Here is a 17,575-nt window from a genome sequence, read left to right as displayed (position 1 = left end):
GTTCATAGCACCGAGGGCAGCCAGGTGGCCAGCGCCGGGAACAGCGCCAGGGCCCCCAGCATCGCCAGCTGCAGCAGGATGAACGGGATCACGCCGCGGTAGATCGCCGTGGTCGGCACCGAGTCCGGCGTCACGCCGCGCAGATAGAACAGCGCGAAGCCGAACGGCGGGGTCAGGAACGAGGTCTGCAGGTTGATGGCGATCATGATCCCCAGCCAGATCGGATCGACGCCCATGGCCAGCAGCACCGGCCCGACGATCGGCACCACCACGAAGGTGATCTCGATGAAGTCGAGGATGAAGCCGAGCAGGAAGATCACCAGCATCACCACCAGGGTGGCGCCAACCACGCCGCCGGGTAGCGCCTCGAACAGCTCGGTGACCAGGTGCTCGCCGCCGTAGGCGCGGAACACCAGCGAGAACAGTGCCGCGCCGATCAGGATCAGGAACACCATGCTGGTGACGTGGGTGGTGGTGCGCGCCACGTCCTTGAGCACCGGCAGCGACAGGCGGCGCTTGGCCAGTGCCAGGACTAGCGCGCCGAAGGCGCCGACCGCCGAGGCTTCGGTGGGGGTGGCGAAGCCGCCGAGGATCGAGCCCAGCACCGCAACGATCAGCAGCACCGGCGGCACCAGCCCCTTGAGCAGCAGCGGCCACAGGCTGCCGCGATGATCGAGCTCGCGCATCAGCTCCTGGCGATCGGCGGGCGGCGCGACCTCGGGCTTGAGCCAGGCCACCGCCGCGACATAGACGATATAGGCCACCACAAGGATCAGCCCGGGGATCAGCGCGCCGATGAACAGGTCGCCCACCGACAGGGTGCGCGGGCTCCACACCCCCATCGACAGCTGGGCCTGCTGATAGGCGTTGGAGAGTACGTCGCCGAGCAGTACCAGGGCGATCGACGGCGGGATGATCTGGCCCAGGGTGCCGGTGGCGCAGATGGTGCCGGTGGCAAGCGCCGGCGAGTAGCCGCGCTTGAGCATGGTCGGCAGCGACAGCAGCCCCATGGTGACCACGGTGGCGCCGACGATGCCGGTGGAGGCGGCCAGCAGCATGCCGACCAGCACCACCGAGATGCCCAGGCCACCGCGCAGCGCGCCGAACAGCAGGGCCATGGCGTCGAGCAGGGTCTCGGCGACCCGCGATTTCTCGAGCAGCACCCCCATCAGCACGAACAGCGGCACTGCCAGCAGGGTCTGGTTGGTCATGATGCCGTAGAGGCGGTTGGGCATGGCCGACATGAAGCGGCCCTCGAAGGGCACCGCCACGCCCAGGCTCTGCAGCGCAAACCCCAGGCCGGCGAAGGCCAGCGCGGTGCCGGCCAGCGACAGCGCCACCGGGTAGCCCAGCATCAGCACGCCGCACACGGCGAAGAACAGCACGAATGGCATGTAGACGAGCACGGCTTCCACTTACAGTATCTCCTCGTGCTCGTGGGTCTTTTCGCTGGGCAGGCGCCCGCGCAGGATAAGGATCTGGCGCCAGGCCTGGGCGATGCCCTGCAGCAGCAGCAGCAGGCACATCAGCGGGATCAGCGTCTTGAGCAGGAACACCGCCGGCAGGCCGCCGTCGGAGGAGCGCTCGAGGATCGCCCAGCTGCTGGCCACGTAGCGCAGGCTGCCAAGGCCCAGGAAAAGCACCACCGGGATCAGCAGCAGCAGGGTGCCGAACAGCTCGATCCAGGCGCGGCCGCGGGGCGACATGCGCCGGTTGAAGACGTCGACGCGCACGTGGCCGTCGTGCTTGAGGGTGAAGGCGGCGGCCAGCATGAAGACCGCGGCGTGCATGTACATCACCGATTCCTGCATGACGATGCTGTGCACGTTGAACAGGTAGCGCATCACCACGATGGCGAATTGCACCAGCATCATCACCAACACCAGCCAGGCAATGCTGCGGCCAATGACCTCGGTGAAGGCATCGAGTCGGGACAGCAGCACCGGCTCGCGAGTCGCGCGGCTCATGGGACCTCTCAACGGTAAACGGTTGTTCTAGCGTGGCGCGACATGATCGCCGATTATGACGACAAAATCATCCGTCAATGCCTCCGGCGTCCCGCGTGTGGGACGGCTCATCCCGTGGACTTGATACGTCCCAGCGCCTGCTGGCAGGCCAGCGGCAGGGTCAGGTCGACGGCGATTGGCAGGTGGTCGGAGAACAGCTGGTCGAGGACGCGCACCTCGGTGGTGGCCAGCGACGACGATAGCAGGATGTGGTCCAGCGCGCGGCGTGGCTGCCACGAGGGGTAGCTGGGCAGCGGCAGTACCGGGTGCAGCGGCAGCGAGCGGCAGAAGCGGTCGTGGGTGTGCAGCTGCTCGGGGGTGCAGTTGAGGTCGCCCATCACCACCACGTGGCGCAGCGGCGAGATGATCTCGCTGAGATAGTCGAGCTGGCGCACCCGGGCGCGATGGCTGAGGGCCAGATGAGCGACGAACAGATGCAGGGCATCGGGGCCGTCGCCGTAGCTGGCGTGGATGGCGCCGCGCCCGGGCAGGGTGCCGGGCAGGCGGTGCTCCTCGATGCGCGCCGGCGGCAGCCTCGACAGCAGGCCGTTGCTGTGCTGGGCGAAGCGCCCCAGGTTGCGATTGAGCTGCTGGAAGTGGTGCGGGAAGCCGGCGCGGCTGGCCAGGTACTCTACCTGGTTGACGTTGCCGGAGCGGAAGCTGCCGCCGTCGACCTCCTGCAGGCCGACGATGTCGAACTTGCCGAGCACCTCGCTCATCAGGTCGAGGCGCCCGGCGCGTTTGGGATGCGGCAGAAAGTGCTGCCAGCTACGGGTCAGGTAGTGGTGGTAGGCCGAGGTGTGGATGCCGACCTGCAGATTGAAGGTCAGCAGCCGCAGGTGGCTGGCATCGCGATTGCGATACAGGGCGTCGGCCTGGCTCACGGTTACTGGCTCCGTTCTTCTCGTACCATGTCGATCAGCGCATCGGCGACTTGCGGCATGTTCTCGAGGCTGCCGGCGCTCGACGGGCTGACCAGATAGCGGCCGTCGATGACCAGGGCCGGCACGCCCATCAGCTGCATGGCACGCATCCGCGAGTGGGCCTGGTTGACCTGGCTGCGTACGCCGAAGGAGCCCAGCGCCTGACGCGCTTCGTCCTCGCTGACGCCGTAGTCGCTGAAGAAGTCGGCGATGTCGTCGTCATCGGTGAGTGCGCGGCCCTGGTCGTGGATGGCAGCGAAGAAGTCGGCGTGACTCTCCTCGCGAATACCGAGCTCCTCGGAGGCATAGTAGGCCGCGGCGTGCTTGTTCCAGTCACCGCCCATGGTCGCCGGCATATGGATCACTGCGACATCGTCGTCGAGCTCATCGAGCCAGGCGTTGAGGGTGGGCTGCAGGCGGTTGCAGTGCGGGCAGCCGTACCAGAACACCTCGGTGACCTCGATCATGTCGGCATCGACGCGGGTTTCCACCGCCTCGTCGAGCGCCTCGTAGTGCTGGCCCTCGACCACTTGCTGGGCGGCAACCAGGCCCGACAGGCCGAGACCGGCCACCGCGACCATCAATGTCTTGAACATGCTGTTATTCTCCTCGGCGCATCGCGCATAACGTATGACGCCCGGCAGGTCGGACGCCACTCTTGGAGCGGACGCACCGGCCAGGGTTCCCGGGACATGATGCAGCAAATCGTCATGCGGTAAAACGCCGAAGGCGGCCGTCGGCCGCCTTCGAGGGTCTCGCCGCGGCGAGATGCGACAGCGTGTCGCAGGTGGTTCAGTCGTGCAGGCCGTAGAGGTAGTTGGCCACCGCTTCCATGTCGGCATCGCTCATCTTGGCGGCGATGTCACGCATCATGTTGTTGGGGTCGTTGGCGCGCTCGCCGGCGGCGAAGTCCTGCAGGGTCGACACGGTGTAGTCGGGGAATTGCCCGGCCAGTCCCGGGTAGACGGCGCTGCCGATGCCTTCGCCGGTGGGGGTATGGCAGGCAGCACAGCTGGGAATGCCCTTGGCCATGTCACCACCGCGGTAGAGCTCTTCGCCGCGCGCCAGCAGTTCGGCATCATCCTCGGCCTGGCCGATGTTGCCGTCCTGCTCGGCGTAGAAGGCCGCCACGTCCCAGGCGTCCTGGTCGGAGTAGTCGTCGACCTGGCCGGCCATCTGGGGCACGACGCGGTTGCCGTCACGGATATCCATGATCTGCTTGGCGAGGTAGGAGGCCTGTTGGCCGGCCAGGTGCGGGAAGGAGGCCGACGGGCTAATGCCCTCCTGACCGTGACAGGCGGCGCAGGTGCCGGCCAGCTCCTGGCCTGCGGCCGGGTCGCCTTCGATTTCTTCTGCGTGGGCCATGCCCACGGCGCCCATGGTAATTGCCAGGCTTGCCAGTAACTTTCTCATCGCTAATCCACTATGCCGTTTCGTTGTTTACCGGTACGCACCCTGGGTGCCGCCCGGGCCCGCGGTGACCGCAGCCGAGCCCGCCAGTCGCGCGACAGCCTTGCCGTAAGCGGGCAGGTCGCTGTCGACGAGAGCACGGTGGTACACTAGCGTGCCCCAGGTCGCAGACAAAAGACACCGCATTATAACGAATCCGCCCGATAACGTGAATGCGGCTGCACTGCGCCGTGCGCCATCAATCGTCGAATACCGGCCCCAGACAGGATCTCGCTTCCCCATGTCGCGCCTCAACTACCAGACTGCCCGCTTTCTCACCAGCGCCCCGACCCTGGCGCAATGCCCCCCCGATGCCGGTGCCGAGGTCGCCTTTGCCGGCCGCTCCAATGCCGGAAAGTCGAGCGCCATCAATGCCCTGACCCAGCAGAAGGCCTTGGCGCGCACCTCCAAGACCCCTGGCCGCACTCAGCTGATCAACTTCTTTTCGCTGGTCGGCGGCGAGACCCAGCGGCTGGTCGACCTGCCCGGCTACGGCTACGCCAAGGTGCCGGAGAAGGTCAAGCTCGAGTGGCAGCGCCACCTCGCCGACTACCTGCGTAACCGCCAGTCGCTGCGCGGCCTGGTGCTGGTGATGGACGTGCGCCATCCGCTCAGCGAGTTCGACGAGATGATGCTCGGCTGGGCCGACGAGCAGGACATGGCGGTGCACATCCTGCTGACCAAGGCCGACAAGCTCAAGAGCGGCGCGGCCAAGAGCGAGCTGCAGAAGGTCCGCAGCCGGCTGCGCGAGTGGGAGGACCTGGTCAGCGTGCAGCTGTTCTCGTCGCTCAAGCGCGAGGGGGTCGACGAGGCCCAGACCAAGCTGGACGAGTGGCTTGTGGCTGACTAATCCAGGCCGGCCAGGAGATCCGGCAGCTCGCTGACGTGGCGCAGCCGGTGAACCCCCGGCGGCAGGCTGGTAGCGCCTTCGTTGCGGGCATCGATCCACGCCACGCGCATGCCGAGCCGCTGGGCCGGCAGCACATCCTCACGCCATGAATCCCCCACGTGGAGCGCCCGCGACGGACGGCTGCCGAGCCGCGCCAGGGCGGCCAGGAAGGGTCGCGCATCGGGCTTGGGGGCGAGCATCTCGCCGGCGGCGATGGTGACCCGGAAGTGCGCGGCGATGGGCAGCCGGGTCACATCCACATTACCGTTGGTAATCGCGCCGAGGCGATAGCGGCCGCCGAGCGCTTCGAGCAGGGCAGCGACTTCGGGGTAGGGCGTCAGGCGGTGGCGCAGGTCAAGGAACTGCGCCAGCCCCGCCGCCGCCCACATCGCCGCGGCGCTGCGCGGCAGGCCATACTCCTCGAGCAGCTCGCGCAGGGCGTGCTCACGAATCCAGGTGAAGTCACCGCGGCGCAGCGGCACGCGCTCGGCCAGCTGCTGGCGGCGTGTCTGGTAGGCGCTGAGGGGAAAGCGCTCGGCGTAGCGCCCCAGGCTGGCCGCCTGCGCGCCGTGCCAGGCGGCCAGCGCCTCGTCCAGCCAGCGGTAGTGGCCGTGTTCGGCGTGCTCCATGACCGGGCGGTTGTCCCACAGGGTATCGTCGAGGTCGAAGGTCAGCGCATCGATGGGCGGCATGGCAGGCGTCTCAGGGTGTCGGGTCACGGCGCCGCTTGGCGCGCGGGTGGGCGGCGTCGTAGCTGGCGGCGAGGTGCTGCCAGTCGAGCCGCGTATAGACCTGGGTGGTGGAGAGGTTGGCATGGCCGAGCAGCTCCTGCACCGCGCGCAGATCCTGGCTCGACTCCAGCAGGTGGCTGGCGAAGGAGTGGCGCAGGCGGTGCGGATGAAGGTGCTCCGGCAGGCCGCGCTGGCGGGCCAGGGCGGCGAGGCGCAGCTGGATCGCCCGATGCCCGAGACGCCGCCCGCGCTGGCCGACGAACAGCGCGGTTTCAGTGCCGCCGGCCAGCTGGCCGCGCACCGCCAGCCAGGCCTCCAATGCCTGGCGCGCCCGCGCACCCACCGGCACCTGGCGCGGCTTGCTGCCCTTGCCGACCACCCGCACCCGCTGGGCCTGCAGCTGGTCGACATCCAGCGCGGCGAGTTCGGCGAGGCGCAGGCCGCTGGAGTAGAGCAGCTCGAGCATGGCCTGGTCGCGCCGCGCCAGCGGCGAGTCGTCATGGGGCGTGTCGAGGAAACGGCCGAGCAGGTCGACGTCGACGGGGCGCGGCAGGTGGCGCGGCTGGCGCGGCGCCTGGGTAAGGCTCACCGGGTTGTGAGCCAGCAGGCCGCGGCGCACCAGGTGGTCGGCGAAGCGTGACAGCGCCGCACGGCGCCGGGCCAGACTGCGCGCGGCCAGGCCGCGGCTGCGTTCGGCGCCGAGGAAGCGGCGCACCAGGGCCAGGTCGAGGGCCGCCCAGCCGTCGAGCTGAGCGGTCTCGGCGAACCGGGTCAGCGCGGCGAGGTCCTGGCGATAGGCGGCGACGGTGGCCGGGCTGGCGTGGGCGGCCAGCTCGGCGAGGAAAGCCGCGACCTCATGCTGCAGGGTGGCGGTGCTCACGCCGGCGGCCCGTGACGTACCAGCAGCCGTGCCACCACGTCGCCGAGGTACTCGGTGAACAGGGTATCGAGGCTGGCGCGGAAGTGCTCCGGGTCGGGGCTGGCGAGCACCAGGTAACCCAGCGGCTCGCCCAGCGATAGCCGGGTGATGGCGCAGGAGCCGGGTTGCTCGGGGGCCTGCAGGTGCGGCAGCAGGCGCTTCCAGTCGGTCACCGTGAGCCGCGTGCAGCGGCTGGTGCGACCGTCGAGGAGTGCCGCCAGGCGGGTGCCGGCGGCGTCGTCGAGGACGTGTCGCGGCGGCTGCGGCGGGTGCGGCTCGCGGTCGGTGAGGCTGGTCGGACACCACAGCGCCACCCCCGGCGTGCGAAAGCGCTCGGCCAGCTGGGTGGCCAGGGCCTGGCCCATGGCGTCGTTGTCCTCTGCCTCGAGCAGGGCCAGCACCATTTCGCGGGTGCGCCGGTACTGCGCCTCGTTGTGGCGCGCCGACTCGAGCAGCTGCTCGAGGCGCCATTCGGCGCTCTCGGCGCGCTCGCGCAGGTCGTGGACCAGGCGCTCGAGCAGCGAGGTGGCGCCGCGGGTCTCGGGGTGCGGCACCTTGAGCTGCTGCAGCAGGCCTTCGCGGCCGACGAAGAAGTCGGGGTGGCGCGCCAGCCACTCGGCGACGCGCTCGGGGGCCAGCGTCTGGCGCGGTTCGGGGGCCGGGGCTCGGGCCATACGGGACTCCTTCTATCGCAGCGGGGCGGTCAGGCCAGTGCCACCCGACCGTCGAAGACCCGGGTCGCCGGGCCGGTCATGATCAGGCTGGCCGCGTCGCCGGGCCAGTCGATGGTCAGCGCGCCGCCGGGCAGGTGCACCGTGACCGGGCTCTCGAGGATGCCCTGGCGGATGCCGCAGGCCACCGCCGCGCAGGCCCCGGTGCCGCAGGCCAGGGTCTCGCCGCTGCCGCGCTCGAACACGCGCAGGCGGATCTCATGCGGCGACACCACCTGCATGAAGCCGGCATTGACCCGCTGGGGGAAGCGCGGATGCCGCTCGATGGCCGGACCGAGGCGCGCTACCGGGGCAGCATCGACGCTGTCGACGCGCACCACCGCATGCGGGTTGCCCATCGAGACTGCACCGATCTCGAGGCGCTCGCCGTCGACCTCTAGCGGGTAGTGCAGCCGCTCTTCGGCGGCATCGAAGGGGATCGCCTGGGGGGCGAAGCGCGGCGCGCCCATGTCGACGCTGACCCGGCCGTCGTCCTCCACCACCAGGGTCAGCGGGCCGCCCTGGGTCTCGACGCGGATCTGGTGCTTGTGGGTCAGGCGCTGGTCGCGCACGAAGCGCGCGAAGCAGCGCGCGCCGTTGCCGCAGTTCTCCACCTCGCTGCCGTCGGCGTTGAAGATCCGGTAGCGGAAGTCCATGTCAGGGTCGTGGGGCGGCTCGACGATCAGCAACTGGTCGAAGCCGATGCCGAGGTGGCGGTCGCCGAGCTGGCGGATCTGCGCGTCGCTGAGTCGTGCGCGCTGGGTGACCAGGTCGACGACCATGAAGTCGTTGCCCAGCCCGTGCATCTTGGTGAAGTGCAGCAGCATCAGCGCGACTCCTCGGGCTCGGGCAGCAGTGCTTCGCCGGCCCACAGGTCGCTGAGGCGCTCGCGGCGGCGCACCACGTGCAGCCGGTCGCCGTCGACCATCACCTCGGCGGGGCGCGGACGGCTGTTGTAGTTGGAGGCCATCACGAAGCCGTAGGCCCCCGCCGAGCGCACCGCCAGCAGGTCGCCGGCGGCGATTGCCAGTTCGCGCTCCTTGCCCAGGAAGTCGCCGGTCTCGCAGACCGGGCCGACCACATCATAGGTGCCGGTGTCGCGGGGCGCGCGGGTATCCACCGGCAGGATCGCCTGCCAGGCCTGGTAGAGCGCCGGACGGATCAGGTCGTTCATGCCGGCGTCGACGATGGCGAAGCTCTTCTCTTCGCCGGGCTTGAGGAACTCGACCCGGGTCAGCAGCACGCCGGCATTGGCGGCGATCGAGCGACCGGGTTCGAACAGCAGCGTCAGCGCTTGGCGGCCCTGCCACTGCGAGAGCCGCTCGAGCAGCGAGGCGGCGTAGTCGAACGGCGCCGGCGGGCGCTCGTCGCGGTAGGGCACGCCGAGGCCGCCGCCGAGGTCGAGGTGCTCGACCTCGATGCCGCGCGCCTTGAGCTTGTCGAGCAGCAGCAACAGGCGGTCGAGGGCGTCGAGGAACGGCGCCAGCTCGGTGAGCTGCGAGCCGATGTGACAGTCGAGCCCGACCACCCTGAGGTTGGGCAGCGCCGCGGCGCGCTCATAGACAGTCAGCGCCTCGTCCACCGGGATGCCGAACTTGTTGGCCTTGAGCCCGGTGGAGATATAGGGGTGGGTCCTGGCGTCGACGTCGGGGTTGACTCGCAGCGATACCGGCGCGACCTTGCCCAGCCCGCCGGCCACCGCGTCAAGGCGCTCGAGTTCCGGCAGCGACTCGACGTTGAAGCACTTGATGCCCACCTCCAGGGCGCGGGCCATCTCGTTCTCCTGCTTGGCGACGCCGGAGAACACCACCTTGGCGGGGTCGCCGCCGGCCGCCAGCACCCGCTCCAGCTCGCCCACCGAGACGATGTCGAAGCCGGCGCCGAGGCGTGCCAGCAGGCCCAGCACCGCCAGGTTGGAGTTGGCCTTGACGGCATAGCAGATCAGATGCGGATGGCTGCCCAGCGCCTCGCTGTAGGCGCGGAAGTGGCGCTCCAGGGTGGCCCGGGAGTAGACGTAGCAGGGCGTGCCGATGCGCTCGGCGACCTGCATCAGCGGCACGTCTTCGGCGTACATCACGCCGTCGCGGTATTCGAAATGGTCCATGCTCAGCTCTCGTCGTCGTCGGACGTGTCGGGGGCGCCGTAGCGCTCGGCGGCCTGTTGGTCGTCGGGCATGTAGAGCGGCCCCTTCTGGCCGCAGCCGGCCAGCAGCAGCAGCGCCAGGCCCAGCAGTGCCGCGCGCGCGATCATGCCGGCCTCCGCGCCAGGTCGTCGCGGGCGCGCTGGGCGGCGGCGCGCACCTGGTCGGGGGCGGTGCCACCGATATGGTTGCGTGCCGCCACCGAGCCCTCCAGGGTCAGCACCTCGAAGACATCGTCGCCGATCGTATCGGAGAACTGGCGCAGCTCGTCGAGGCTCATCTCGGAGAGGTCCTTGCGCTGCGCGATGCCGTAGGCCACCGACTGGCCGACGATCTCGTGGGCGTCGCGGAAGGCCACGCCCTTGCGTACCAGGTAGTCGGCCAGGTCGGTGGCGGTGGAGAAGCCGCGCCGTGCCGCCTCGCGCATGTTGTCGGGCTTGGCCTGGATGGCGGGGATCATGTCGGCGAAGGCGCGCAGGCAGCCCTTGACGGTGTCGAGGGTGTCGAACAGCGGCTCCTTGTCCTCCTGATTATCCTTGTTGTAGGCCAGCGGCTGCGACTTCATCAGCGTCAGCAGGCTCATCAGGTGGCCGTAGACCCGGCCGCTCTTGCCGCGCACCAGCTCGGGCACGTCGGGGTTCTTCTTCTGCGGCATGATCGACGAGCCGGTGCAGAAGCGGTCGGGCAGGTCGATGAAGTCGAACTGGGCGCTGGTCCACAGCACCAGCTCCTCGCTCATCCGCGACAGGTGCATCAGCAGCAGGCTGGCGAAGGCGGTGAACTCGATGGCGAAGTCGCGATCGCTGACCGCGTCGAGGCTGTTCTCGGCCGGGCGCTCGAAGCCCAGCAGCTCGGCGGTGACGTGGCGGTCGATGGGGTAGGTGGTGCCGGCCAGGGCGGCGGCGCCCAGCGGCATCACGTTGACCCGGCGGCGGCAGTCGGCGAGGCGCTGCTGGTCGCGGGCGACCATCTCCTGCCAGGCCAGCAGGTGGTGGCCGAAGGTCACCGGCTGGGCGGTCTGCAGGTGGGTGAAGCCGGGCATGATGGTGTCGGCCTCGCGGCTGGCGAGCTCGATCAGCCCTTCGCGCAGCCGCGACAGCTCGGCATCGACCACGTCGATCTCATCGCGCAGGTAGAGGCGGATATCGGTGGCAACCTGGTCGTTGCGCGAGCGGCCGGTGTGCAGCTTCTTGCCGGTAATGCCGATCTTGTCGGTGAGCCGCGCCTCGATGTTCATGTGCACGTCTTCCAGCGGCACCGACCAGGCGAAATCGCCGCGGGCGATCTCCTCGGCGATCTCGCCGAGCCCGGCGACGATGGCATCGCGTTCGGCGTCGCTGAGCACGCCGACCCGGGCCAGCATGGTGGCGTGGGCGATGGAGCCGCGGATGTCGTGCTGGGCAAGGCGCTGGTCGAAGTCCACCGAGGCGGTGAAGCGGGCCACGAAGGCGTCGGTGGGCTCGCTGAAGCGGCCGCCCCAGGACTGGTTGGTTGGTTTGCTCATCGGGCTGGGCATCCTGCTGTGATCATGTCGGCGGTGATACGGTCAAAGACACGCGCTCATGGCCGCAAAGTGTACCAGAGTCGCGCAGGCTGGCCACGCTGCGCGCCGCCACGAGCGCAGCGCATTTTTCCTGCTCGCGCCGGTGCATTATGATGGTGGCATCATGCGAGGGTGCGCTCCTCGCCTTGCTCATCGCCCGGCCGCCATCGGCCGGGCCCATCCAGGGAGCCTTCCGTGCCCGCTTATACCACCCTGCGTATTGCCACCCGCAAGAGCCTGCTCGCCATGTGGCAGGCCGAACACGTGCGTGACCGCCTGATGGCGGCGCACCCCGGCCTCGAGGTGGAACTGGTGGCGATGTCCACCCGCGGCGACAAGATCCTCGACACCCCGCTGGCCAAGGTCGGCGGCAAGGGGCTGTTCGTCAAGGAGCTCGAAGAGTCGATGCTCGACGGCCGCGCCGATATCGCCGTGCACTCGATGAAGGACGTGCCGATGCACTTTCCCGAGGGCCTGGGGCTGTCGGTGATTCTCGAGGGCGCCGAACCCACCGACGCCTTCGTCTCCAACCACTATGATTCGATCGACGCGCTGCCCGAGGGCGCACGCATTGGCACCTCGAGCCTGCGCCGCGGCCTGCAGATGCGCGAGGCGCGCCCCGACTTCGAGGTGCTGAGCCTGCGCGGCAACGTCCAGACCCGCCTCGGCAAGCTCGACGCCGGCGAGTTCGACGCCATCATCCTGGCCACCTCCGGCCTGCGGCGGCTGGGGCTGGCCGAGCGCATCGCCGCCGAACTGCCGCCCGAGGTGTGCCTGCCGGCCTGCGGTCAGGGCGCGCTGGGCATCGAGTGCCGCAGCGACGACCACGCCTTGATCGAGCTGCTGGCGCCGCTGGATGATCCCGCTACCGCCACTCGGGTGCGTGCCGAACGGGCCATGAACACCCGCCTCGAGGGCGGTTGCCAGGTGCCCATCGGCGGCCATGCGGTATTCGAGAACGACGGCCAGACGCTGTGGCTGCGCGCGCTGGTGGGCAACCCCGAGGGGACTCACGTGCTGCGCGCCGAGGGCCGCGGTTCGGCCAGTGAGCCGGAGACGCTGGGCATCCGCGTCGCCGAGGACCTGCTCGACCAGGGCGCCGGCGAGATTCTCGCTCAGGTTTACGGCGACGCCTGATGGCGGGGCCGATCCTGCTGACGCGCCCCGGCGAACGCGGCGCGCGGCTGGCAGCGGCACTGGCTGCCGAGGGGCACGCGGCGCAGCACCTCGAGGTGATGCAGCTCGAACCGCTCGAAGAGGACGCCCGCCAGCGCAGCGTGTGGCTGGATATCGACCAGTTCGCGCGCATCGTGGTGGTCAGCCCCTACGCCGCCGAGCGGCTGGCCGAGGCGCTCGACCGCTACTGGCCGCAGCTGCCGCTGGGGCCGGCTTACTACGCGGTGGGGCAGGCCACGGCCGAGACGCTGCACCGCTGCCTGGGGGTGCGGGTCCACGTGCCGCCAGCGGGCGGCGGCGACACCAGCGAGGATCTGCTGGCGCTACCCTCGCTGGCGCACCTGGCCGAGCAGAAGGTGCTGCTGGTGGCCGGCGAAGGGGGCCGGCCGCTGCTCGCCGAGACCCTGGCGGCGCGTGGCGCCCGGGTCACGCGTCTGGCACTCTATCGACGAGTGCTGCGGCCGCCGCAGGGCGCCGCCGCCGAGCGTCTGAAACGCGGCGTCTATGCGGCGTTGGTGATCTCCAGCGGAGAACTGCTCGAATATCTGGCAGGATGGTGTCAATCACGCGCCTTGAACCAACCGCTAATCGTTTCCAGTCGGCGTTTGGCTACACTGGCAGGCAGCCTGGGGTTCACCGATGTGCGGATTGCCGGTGGTGCCTCGGTGGCGGCCCTGAGTGCAGCAGTCGCCGATATCGACGCGCGGGACGATGGCGCAGCAATCGATCATGACGATCTTGAAAAGGGCTAGCGACAGATGAGCAAGCAACCACACGATCAGGACGATAACCAGACGCCATCCGGTGAGACCCCGCCTGAGACGTCTCCCCGCGATACTGCCGCGACCTCATCTGATCCCGCCGCGCCGGGCAAGAGCGGCGGCCGCTCGCGTAGCCGGCGCCGCGGCGGCAAGGCGCCCGCCGAGGGCAGCGCCGCGGCCACGTCCAGCGATAGCGCCGCGGACAAGCCAGGCCAGACATCGGCGGCCACGTCCAGCGAGACACCCGCGGCGAAGGCCGCCGGCACCTCTGCCGACCAGGCCAGCGATACAGCTGACGCCAAGTCCGCCAGCAAGCCGTCGAGCGCGACCGCCAAGCCCGGCGCCGATACGGCGGGGAAGCCCTCCCCGAGCAAGGCAGGTGGCGCGGGCAATCCGCCCCCGGCGTCGCCGGCCACGCCGCCGCCCCGCGACGGCGGCGGCAGCAAGAGTGGTCTGATTGCGCTGGTGCTGGCGATACTGCTCGGCCTGGCGCTGCTGCTGGCCGCCTGGCAGGGCTGGGAACGGCTCGAGGCGCAGCAGCAGCGCATCGCCGATCTCGAGTCGCGCAGCGGTGACGCGGCGACGCGCGATGAACTGGCAGCGCTGGAGGAGCGCCTCGACGCGGGCGAAAGCGAGCGCGATGCGGCCCTCGACAGCGCCCTCGCCGAACTGCGTGACGAGTTCAGCACCTACCGCGGCGAGGTCGACGAGACCCTCGACCGCGTGCTCGACGAGCTCTCCAGCGAGCAGGATGCCGACGAGCGCGAGTGGCTCCACGCCGAGGCCGCCTACCTGCTGCGCCTGGCCAATCAGCGCCTGCAGCTGGAGCGTGACGCCGACGGCGCCGCGGCGCTGCTGCGCACCGCCGACGGCCGCCTGCGCGATGCCGACAATCCGGCGCTTACCCCGGTACGCCGGGCGATCTCCTCCGAGCTGGCGGCCCTGGACTCGGTGCCGCGGGTCGACCGCACCGGCCTCTATCTGGCCCTCGACGCCCAGCAGGAACAGCTCGCCGGCCTGCCGCTGGGCCAGGACATCGAGCAGATCGCCGCCGAGTCGGGCATCGAGCAGCCGCCTTCCGGCAGCTGGCAGCAGCAGCTGTCGCGCTTCGGTGCCGAGCTGCGCGACCTGGTCACGGTGCGCCGCCACGACGAGGCGCTGGAGGCACTGATCGCCCCCGAGCAGGAGGCCTACCTGCGCCAGAACGTCCGGCTGCTGATCGAACAGGCCCAGCTGGCGCTGCTCAAGGAAGAGGAAGCGCTGTACGAGGCCAGCCTCGACAAGGCGCTCGCCCTGGTCGAAGCCTACTACGACACCGACAGCGAGGGAGTGCAGCGGGTCCTCGAGCGGCTTGGCGAGCTGCGTGAGGCGGCGATTCGCCCCGAGCTGCCGGATATCAGCGGCTCCCAGCAGGCGCTGGCCGAGTTTATCGAGCGGCGCTTCAACGGCGACGCGGATAGCGGCGACGACGCGGGAGACGAGGCATGAGAAAACTGATCCTGATCGTCGTCCTCGGCCTGGCGCTGGGGGCCCTGTTCGGCCAGTTGATGGTCAGCGTGCCCGGCTACTGGCTGGTGCGGGTCGGCGATACCTCGCTGCAGACCTCGTTCTGGTTCGGGCTGATCCTGCTGCTGGCCGCCTTTCTGGTGCTGCACTTCGCGCTGCGCGTGCTCAGCCGGCTGCGCCATCCGGTCAGCCGGCTCAAGCTGTGGAACAGTCGCACCCGCAACCGCAACGCCATGAAGAGCACCGTGCGCGGCCTGGTGGCGCTGGCCGAGGGGCGCTGGAAGCGCGCCGAGAAGGCCCTGGTCAAGTCGGCTGACGACTCCAGTACGCCGCTGGTCAACTACCTCTCCGCGGCGCTGGCGGCCCACTACCAGGGCCGCTACGACCAGGCCGACACCCTGCTCAAGCGTGCTCACCTGAGCACCGAGGGCGCCGATACCGCGGTGGGCATGGTCCAGGCCCAGCTGATGCTCGACCGTCATCAGTTCGAGGAAGCCCTGGCCACCCTGACCCGCCTCGACAAGCAGCTGCCCAACCACCCCCAGGTGCTCAAGCAGCTCAAGCAGGCCTATCTCAGCGTCAATGACTGGGATGGACTGCGGCGGCTGATTCCGCGCCTCGCCGCCCAGCAGCTGATCGCCCCCGAGGAGCGCCAGACCCTCGAGCAGCGCGCCTACCGCGAGCTGATCGTGCAGGCGGCGCGCCAGCCGGGTGATATCGAACGGGTGCGCAACCTGTGGGCCGACATGCCCGACTACCTGCGCGGCGACATCGAACTGGTGGTGATCTACGCCGAGGCGCTGGTGCGCGGCGGCGAGGAGGGCATCGCCGAGCGCCTGCTGCGCCACTCGCTCAAGGAGCACTGGGACCATCGCCTGGTGCTGCGCTACGGCCTGCTCAGCGTCGATGCGGCGCGCCAACTGGTCTACGCCGAGAAGTGGCTACAGGAGCGTCCCAACGACCCCGACCTGCTGCTTACCCTGGGCCGACTGTCGCTGCGCAACGCCTACTGGGGCAAGGCGCAGGAGTACTTCGAGGCCAGCCAGCGCCAGCGCCCCAGTGGCGTGGTGTGCGCCGAGCTGGCGCGGCTCTACGCCAACCTCGGTGAGCACAACAAGAGCCAGCTCTACTATCGCCAGAGCGTCGAGCTGCTCGACAAGTCGCTGCCCTCGCTCCCCCAGCCCAGCGACGACAATCGCTGAGCTTGCCATCTTGCTCTCCTGGGCGCCGCTAGGCGCCCTTTTTTGTACCCGGAAAAACGTATCCAGTGTTTTTCTCTTTTGTATACGTCATTGGTCTATCTGAGCTTGTCCAAATGGTCAAAAATTGCCTACCCTGTGGTTGATTGACCGAAAGGTCAGGGTCGCCCGCGGCGCTCCTGCTCTACGACAGCCAACAACAACAGGACCATGACGATGCAAGACTCCTCCACTACTGCCGACGCGGCCCCAGCGTCGTCCAGCCAGGCCCCGGGAGAGGGCAACTGGCTGGAGCGTTATTTCCGTATACGCCATCGTGGCTCGACCCTGCGTACCGAGGTGCTGGCCGGTGTCGCCACCTTCCTGGCCTCGATGTACATCATCGTGGTCAATCCGGCGATCCTCAGTGATGCCGGTATTCCTTTCTCGGCGGCACTCTCGGCCACCGTGCTGATCAGCTTCATGAGCAGCCTGGCGATGGGGCTGTACGCGCGTAACCCGATCCTGGTGGCGCCAGGCATGGGCATGAACGCGCTGTTCACCTACACCCTGGTGCACGGTGCCGGGCTGTCGTGGGAGGTGGCGCTGGGCTGCGTGTTCTGGTCGGGGGTGCTGTTCGCGACCCTGGCGCTGTTCAATGTGCGCAAGGCGATCATCGAGGCGATCCCGGCCTCGCTGCGCTATGCGATCACCTGCGGCATCGGCCTGTTCATCACCTTCATCGGGCTCAAGAACGCCGGCTTCATCGTCGGCAGCGACGCCACCCTGGTGTCGCTGGGCAGCATGGACCCGACGCTGATCACCTTCTTCATCGGCATGATGGCCACCGTGATCATGGTCATCATGCGCTTCAACGGCGCGCTGATCCTGGGCATCGCCCTGACCACCCTGCTGGCCACGCCGATGGGGCGGATATGGGGCGGCGATGTGATGGTCGAGTGGAGCGGCCTGGCCGCCTGGCCCGACTTCAGCGCCGTCATGCAGGTGGATATCTGGGGGGCGCTGAAGGTCGCCTACCTGCCGTTCATCTTCGTAATGCTGTTCACCAACTTCTTCGATGCCCTGTCGTGCTTCATGGCGCTTTCCGAATCCGCCGACCTCAAGGACAAGGACGGCAATCCGCGCAACCTCAAGCGCTCGATGACCGTCGACGCCTTCGCCTCGATGATCGCCGCGCCGCTCGGCACCAGTGCCGCCCAGACCTTCATCGAGTCCGGCGCCGGGGTGGCCCAGGGCGGGCGCACCGGACTGGTGGCGGTGGTCATCGCGGTGCTGTTCCTGCCGTTCCTGTTTCTCTCGCCGCTGCTGTCGCTGGTGCCGTCGATCGCCACTGCCCCGGCGCTGGTGCTGGTCGGGCTGTTCATGCTGGCGCCGATCGGCAAGATCGACTGGACGCGCTATGACGAAGCCTTCCCGGCTTTCCTGGCGATCATCCTGATGCCGCTGACCTACTCGATCACCCTGGGGATCGCCTTTGGCTTCCTGAGCTTCGTGATGATCAAGCTGTTTACCGGCCGCGTCATCGAGATCAAGCCGGCGATGTGGGTCTCGGCGGCGCTCAGCGTGGTGATGCTGGTCACCACCCACTGATCAAGCGTGTGACCGACAAAAAAGGGGCTGCCG

General features: G+C 69.0%; 18 protein-coding genes. 6 read left to right on the top strand and 12 right to left on the bottom strand.

The window, feature by feature from the left end; all coding sequences use genetic code 11:
* Positions 1-2: 2 nt before the first annotated feature.
* The 5 genes from QC821_RS00410 to QC821_RS00390 all read right to left on the bottom strand — a co-directional run bounded on the left by QC821_RS00410 (position 3) and on the right by QC821_RS00390 (position 4,342).
* On the bottom strand, positions 3-1,406 hold the full coding sequence (locus QC821_RS00410; protein WP_309716362.1) for a TRAP transporter large permease: 1,404 nt from the start codon (positions 1,404-1,406) through the stop codon (positions 3-5).
* Between the two features lie 9 nt (positions 1,407-1,415).
* Entirely contained in the window at positions 1,416-1,967 is a 552-nt protein-coding gene (locus QC821_RS00405) for a TRAP transporter small permease subunit (protein WP_309715448.1), read from the bottom strand.
* A 107-nt stretch (positions 1,968-2,074) separates the two neighbouring features.
* Positions 2,075-2,890 (bottom strand): endonuclease/exonuclease/phosphatase family protein, encoded by an 816-nt coding sequence (locus QC821_RS00400; protein WP_309715445.1) that lies wholly within the window; start codon positions 2,888-2,890, stop codon positions 2,075-2,077.
* A 2-nt stretch (positions 2,891-2,892) separates the two neighbouring features.
* The gene (locus QC821_RS00395; protein ID WP_309715443.1) at positions 2,893-3,525 is read right to left on the bottom strand and encodes a thiol:disulfide interchange protein DsbA/DsbL; all 633 of its coding nucleotides are present in this window, start codon (positions 3,523-3,525) and stop codon (positions 2,893-2,895) included.
* A gap of 196 nt (positions 3,526-3,721) precedes the next feature.
* Positions 3,722-4,342 (bottom strand): c-type cytochrome, encoded by a 621-nt coding sequence (locus QC821_RS00390; protein ID WP_309715441.1) that lies wholly within the window; start codon positions 4,340-4,342, stop codon positions 3,722-3,724.
* Positions 4,343-4,619: 277 nt separating this feature from the next.
* Here QC821_RS00390 and yihA point away from each other — a divergent pair, with 277 nt between their 5' ends.
* Positions 4,620-5,228 (top strand): ribosome biogenesis GTP-binding protein YihA/YsxC, encoded by a 609-nt coding sequence (gene yihA, locus QC821_RS00385; RefSeq protein ID WP_309715438.1) that lies wholly within the window; start codon positions 4,620-4,622, stop codon positions 5,226-5,228.
* On the opposite strand, the gene QC821_RS00380 is transcribed toward yihA, so the two are convergent.
* From QC821_RS00380 to argH, 7 genes are read right to left on the bottom strand one after another with little or no spacing between them, the layout of a single operon-like run.
* On the bottom strand, positions 5,225-5,959 hold the full coding sequence (locus QC821_RS00380) for an HAD family hydrolase (protein WP_309715435.1): 735 nt from the start codon (positions 5,957-5,959) through the stop codon (positions 5,225-5,227). The two genes, yihA and QC821_RS00380, sit on opposite strands and share 4 nt — an antisense overlap.
* Positions 5,960-5,969: 10 nt before the next feature.
* Complete coding sequence (locus QC821_RS00375; RefSeq protein ID WP_309715432.1) at positions 5,970-6,878, bottom strand: tyrosine recombinase XerC; 909 nt, start codon at positions 6,876-6,878, stop codon at positions 5,970-5,972.
* Positions 6,875-7,591: a DUF484 family protein gene (locus tag QC821_RS00370; RefSeq protein WP_309715429.1), complete on the bottom strand. Its 717-nt coding sequence runs from the start codon at positions 7,589-7,591 to the stop codon at positions 6,875-6,877. Before QC821_RS00370 ends, QC821_RS00375 begins: the two co-directional genes overlap by 4 nt.
* A 29-nt stretch (positions 7,592-7,620) precedes the next feature.
* The gene (dapF, locus tag QC821_RS00365; protein ID WP_309715422.1) at positions 7,621-8,454 is read right to left on the bottom strand and encodes a diaminopimelate epimerase; all 834 of its coding nucleotides are present in this window, start codon (positions 8,452-8,454) and stop codon (positions 7,621-7,623) included.
* Positions 8,454-9,731 (bottom strand): diaminopimelate decarboxylase, encoded by a 1,278-nt coding sequence (gene lysA, locus QC821_RS00360; protein WP_309715419.1) that lies wholly within the window; start codon positions 9,729-9,731, stop codon positions 8,454-8,456. The genes dapF and lysA overlap by 1 nt, the downstream gene beginning before the upstream one ends.
* Positions 9,732-9,733: 2 nt before the next feature.
* Positions 9,734-9,877 (bottom strand): LPS translocon maturation chaperone LptM, encoded by a 144-nt coding sequence (lptM, locus tag QC821_RS00355; protein ID WP_309715415.1) that lies wholly within the window; start codon positions 9,875-9,877, stop codon positions 9,734-9,736.
* Positions 9,874-11,271 (bottom strand): argininosuccinate lyase, encoded by a 1,398-nt coding sequence (gene argH, locus QC821_RS00350; RefSeq protein WP_309715412.1) that lies wholly within the window; start codon positions 11,269-11,271, stop codon positions 9,874-9,876. The genes lptM and argH overlap by 4 nt, the downstream gene beginning before the upstream one ends.
* A 234-nt stretch (positions 11,272-11,505) precedes the next feature.
* Between argH and hemC the strand changes: the two genes are divergently transcribed.
* The 5 genes from hemC (at position 11,506) to QC821_RS00325 (ending at position 17,542) form a co-directional block, all read left to right on the top strand.
* The gene (gene hemC, locus QC821_RS00345) at positions 11,506-12,447 is read left to right on the top strand and encodes a hydroxymethylbilane synthase (protein ID WP_309715409.1); all 942 of its coding nucleotides are present in this window, start codon (positions 11,506-11,508) and stop codon (positions 12,445-12,447) included.
* On the top strand, positions 12,447-13,238 hold the full coding sequence (locus tag QC821_RS00340) for a uroporphyrinogen-III synthase (protein WP_309715406.1): 792 nt from the start codon (positions 12,447-12,449) through the stop codon (positions 13,236-13,238). Before hemC ends, QC821_RS00340 begins: the two co-directional genes overlap by 1 nt.
* Positions 13,239-13,244: 6 nt before the next feature.
* Positions 13,245-14,735, top strand: coding sequence for a uroporphyrinogen-III C-methyltransferase (locus QC821_RS00335; protein WP_309715403.1), 1,491 nt, complete (start codon positions 13,245-13,247; stop codon positions 14,733-14,735).
* Positions 14,732-15,955 carry a heme biosynthesis HemY N-terminal domain-containing protein gene (locus QC821_RS00330; protein ID WP_309715400.1) on the top strand — a complete coding sequence of 408 codons (1,224 nt, stop codon included), beginning with the start codon at positions 14,732-14,734 and terminating at the stop codon, positions 15,953-15,955. Before QC821_RS00335 ends, QC821_RS00330 begins: the two co-directional genes overlap by 4 nt.
* Positions 15,956-16,168: 213 nt before the next feature.
* Positions 16,169-17,542, top strand: a complete 1,374-nt coding sequence (locus QC821_RS00325) for an NCS2 family permease (RefSeq protein WP_309715397.1) — start codon at positions 16,169-16,171, stop codon at positions 17,540-17,542.
* Positions 17,543-17,575 lie beyond the last annotated feature (33 nt).

Source organism: Franzmannia qiaohouensis, assembly GCF_031451695.1.
GTDB lineage: Bacteria > Pseudomonadota > Gammaproteobacteria > Pseudomonadales > Halomonadaceae > Franzmannia > Franzmannia qiaohouensis.
This window is presented reverse-complemented; position numbering and strand designations above follow the sequence as displayed.

What these genes read in the sequence shown, in the direction of transcription:
- QC821_RS00405 (WP_309715448.1), bottom strand. Translation starts at nt 1,967, where the DNA reads ATGAGCCGCGCGACTCGCGAGCCGGTGCTGCTGTCCCGACTCGATGCC.
- QC821_RS00370 (WP_309715429.1), bottom strand. Translation starts at nt 7,591, where the DNA reads ATGGCCCGAGCCCCGGCCCCCGAACCGCGCCAGACGCTGGCCCCCGAG.
- argH (WP_309715412.1), bottom strand. Translation starts at nt 11,271, where the DNA reads ATGAGCAAACCAACCAACCAGTCCTGGGGCGGCCGCTTCAGCGAGCCC.
- yihA (WP_309715438.1), top strand. Translation starts at nt 4,620, where the DNA reads ATGTCGCGCCTCAACTACCAGACTGCCCGCTTTCTCACCAGCGCCCCG.
- QC821_RS00340 (WP_309715406.1), top strand. Translation starts at nt 12,447, where the DNA reads ATGGCGGGGCCGATCCTGCTGACGCGCCCCGGCGAACGCGGCGCGCGG.
- QC821_RS00395 (WP_309715443.1), bottom strand. Translation starts at nt 3,525, where the DNA reads ATGTTCAAGACATTGATGGTCGCGGTGGCCGGTCTCGGCCTGTCGGGC.
- lysA (WP_309715419.1), bottom strand. Translation starts at nt 9,731, where the DNA reads ATGGACCATTTCGAATACCGCGACGGCGTGATGTACGCCGAAGACGTG.
- lptM (WP_309715415.1), bottom strand. Translation starts at nt 9,877, where the DNA reads ATGATCGCGCGCGCGGCACTGCTGGGCCTGGCGCTGCTGCTGCTGGCC.
- QC821_RS00330 (WP_309715400.1), top strand. Translation starts at nt 14,732, where the DNA reads ATGAGAAAACTGATCCTGATCGTCGTCCTCGGCCTGGCGCTGGGGGCC.
- QC821_RS00335 (WP_309715403.1), top strand. Translation starts at nt 13,245, where the DNA reads ATGAGCAAGCAACCACACGATCAGGACGATAACCAGACGCCATCCGGT.
- QC821_RS00325 (WP_309715397.1), top strand. Translation starts at nt 16,169, where the DNA reads ATGCAAGACTCCTCCACTACTGCCGACGCGGCCCCAGCGTCGTCCAGC.
- dapF (WP_309715422.1), bottom strand. Translation starts at nt 8,454, where the DNA reads ATGCTGCTGCACTTCACCAAGATGCACGGGCTGGGCAACGACTTCATG.
- QC821_RS00390 (WP_309715441.1), bottom strand. Translation starts at nt 4,342, where the DNA reads ATGAGAAAGTTACTGGCAAGCCTGGCAATTACCATGGGCGCCGTGGGC.
- QC821_RS00380 (WP_309715435.1), bottom strand. Translation starts at nt 5,959, where the DNA reads ATGCCGCCCATCGATGCGCTGACCTTCGACCTCGACGATACCCTGTGG.